Raw genomic sequence first — 2,723 nt, 5'->3', positions numbered from 1 at the left:
CACCAACTACAGTGTGACCTTGCGCTAGTAATTTTTGACTTGTAGCTGCACCTATAAAACCTGCAGCGCCAGTAACTAAATATTTCATAATATTCCTATTTTATTGTGCCCGTAGGCCGCCAATTCATTTGACTTAATTAGAAGCTTTACAATAATAAACTGAAGAGAACCTGCGTTTTAGAGGTAAAAAAGTATTTTTTGTTATCGCATTTTTCTCATCTTACTCTTCAAGGCTGTCGAAGTAGAGCTTTCGCCTTTTTTGAAATATCATTTTACAACTGAGTACTAACTTTTTCCTATCAAGCCTGCGAGTTTGCCGCTCTAAACCTTTGCAAGGCTTTACTTTTAATTCTTAGAGATCATGTGGCTTCTCAAACTTGATTGCGTGTCAGGATGTATATCGTATTTGTTAGCGACCACCTTAACCATATCTGTTATGTATCAAGGCTCTTGAAGACTTTAATTTTAAGTTCGAGCGAGAACCTTAGCTGCGCTTTACTCTAAGGATTACCCCCAAAAAAGGTTTCTACTTTTATAGAGCAACCAAAAAATAATAAGTTAAGCAAAATTATTTTTAAAGCCGTTATATGGAAAGTGCCTAAGAAATTGTAATTAACTTCTAACAACGAATGTCCAGCAAGTCCCTATCCTATCTCCACAGTCGTGGGGATGATCACTCCTGTAAAAAGCCTCTACGATTTGGTGTTACATTAACTCATCGATTGCATCTGTTAGTTGAATTTCACCACCCGCACCAGATGAAGTATTAGCAAGAAAAGGTCATATCGCTGTAGATAACACGTAACGGCCAACTACCGCCAAGTTAGATGGTACTTGTTCAGCCTTAGGCTTTTAAACCATTGTTTTAGTTCGTGCACTTTTACCCGCTTTAATTTTTAAGCCACCAATATCTGTAATACCTTATTTATGACACTTTCTTGCGGTACTGACTCAAAGGTAATAAGGCTTTCTTTAACCTCGTTAAAGATTCTGGAGCATGGCAGCCTCATTTTCGTTTTTTTGATCAGCTGTGTAGCTATCTCAAATTACATCTCGCATTACAACAAAGTCGTCATCACCCACAATTGGTTTTGTACACACTACCGGATGCCCTAACCCTTAACTTCGCCTTGGCGAACGTGCACTATGGTTATACCTTCTGGGCAAATAGAGCGCACCTCTCAGAGTAATATGCGTTTTACAAGTGTGCTTCTAACTCAGAGCTGGTATCAAAATGGTTTTCGATCGCATTTTCAGAGCTGTGCGTAACCAATACAATCTATTTAATACTAGCAGCATATTCGTTTACTATGTATTGAATTAGGAGTTTTTAACTAAAGGTAGCATTCTTTAGGTATAGCTTTAGTCATCGGTATCATACTAACACAAAGCCCTACAACAGAAGTAACAGTATCATAATTAACCCCTTACTTTCAGGCTTTTAAATTACCGTAAAGCTAACAAAATATAACTTACTGAAGGATTAATAACGTTAAACTTTAAATATTAAGTATAACTTGCTTTCCATATAGTTTTTTACGGATAACTTCATCCAAGCATTTTTCTAAAAATATGTAACAAAGCCACCCTGATAATACACTAACTATCAGCATTGTGATCAAATAAAGATTACTATAGTCAATTAAGGCTAACTTTCTAAATGCTATTGTCACCGCTGCTAGAATAAAAGGATGAAGTAGATAGAGTGAGTAGGAAGACATCCCCATTTGATATAAGGGGCTGTTAAATTTCAACTTACTTTCTAGTGAGACAAAGCCAATGAAAATTAGAAACATTGGAATACCACCATTAAAGCTTCTACCAAAAATGCTATTAACCTCTCCATATATATTCACAAAGATTAAACCTAAGCATCCTAAAGTAAAACTAGTAGAGCTAAGGAAAACATTTAGTGGATGAGCTTTCAATAAATAATATGCAAGTATACCCAGTGCGAATTCCAATAAAATATTATTAGTGAAAAAGCTAAAAAGTTGACCATCAAAGTTTACCAATGCACCAATTAGAAAAAGTAAAGCAAGGATTATGCACGTGATTTGCTTTTGAAGGTGGGGAAAAACAAAACACATTGAAAAGATGAAATAAAAATAAAATTCATAGCTCAGTGTCCACCCATTATTTATTAGATACTTAGAACCATCTGGAATTAAAAAGTATGAAGATAGAATAGATGTATGACCACCGGGGCTATTGACTGCCTCCGGCATAGCAATATAAATAACCAAAGCTACTGAAGTTAGAGCCCAATAAAGTGGAATTATTCTAATTATTCGCTTTTTCATAAATACAATAAAACTTTGCCTCTTCTTTTCTATAGTGAGACACATGATAAAACCAGAGATAATAAAAAATAAATCCACTCCATAGCTACCAATTCGATACCACTCCATCATATCAGAGCCATAAGTTTCTAATTTAAAGGCGGCATGGCTGAGCAAAACCATAAAAGCAGCAATAGCTCTTAAATATTGTATCGAAACGTACAAGCTTTACCCCTTTTTATAAACCGTACACTTTATACCAACTAATAAGCTCAGCTACGCCTTGCTCTACTCCAACCGCTGGTTTATACCCGGTTGCTGCAAATAAGTCTTGTGTATCGGCATAGGTTTTATAAACATCACCGGCCTGCATTTCGCGAAAGTTCTTTTTCGCTTCAATACCTAGTTCAGTCTCAATGGACTCAATAAACTTCATTAGGT

The 2,723-nt window shown here is 35.8% G+C and carries 2 protein-coding genes and 2 pseudogenes; all 4 read right to left on the bottom strand.

Features of this window, described 5'->3' with window-relative positions; translation table 11 throughout:
• The coding region (locus L1272_RS22735; protein ID WP_235374347.1) for an NAD-dependent epimerase/dehydratase family protein at nucleotides 1-88 on the bottom strand (88 nt) is incomplete at its 3' end.
• Nucleotides 89-612: 524 nt separating this feature from the next.
• Nucleotides 613-1,379: pseudogene (locus tag L1272_RS22730) on the bottom strand (sugar phosphate nucleotidyltransferase).
• Nucleotides 1,380-1,499: 120 nt separating this feature from the next.
• Nucleotides 1,500-2,507 carry an acyltransferase family protein gene (locus L1272_RS22725; RefSeq protein WP_235374346.1) on the bottom strand — a complete coding sequence of 336 codons (1,008 nt, stop codon included), beginning with the start codon at nucleotides 2,505-2,507 and terminating at the stop codon, nucleotides 1,500-1,502.
• A 13-nt stretch (nucleotides 2,508-2,520) separates the two neighbouring features.
• Nucleotides 2,521-2,723, bottom strand: a pseudogene (locus L1272_RS22720) (protein CapI); the annotation flags it as partial.

Origin of the sequence: Pseudoalteromonas sp. PAST1, from assembly GCF_021532515.1 — a bacterium.
Taxonomy (GTDB): Bacteria; Pseudomonadota; Gammaproteobacteria; order Enterobacterales; family Alteromonadaceae; genus Pseudoalteromonas; species Pseudoalteromonas simplex.
This window is presented reverse-complemented; position numbering and strand designations above follow the sequence as displayed.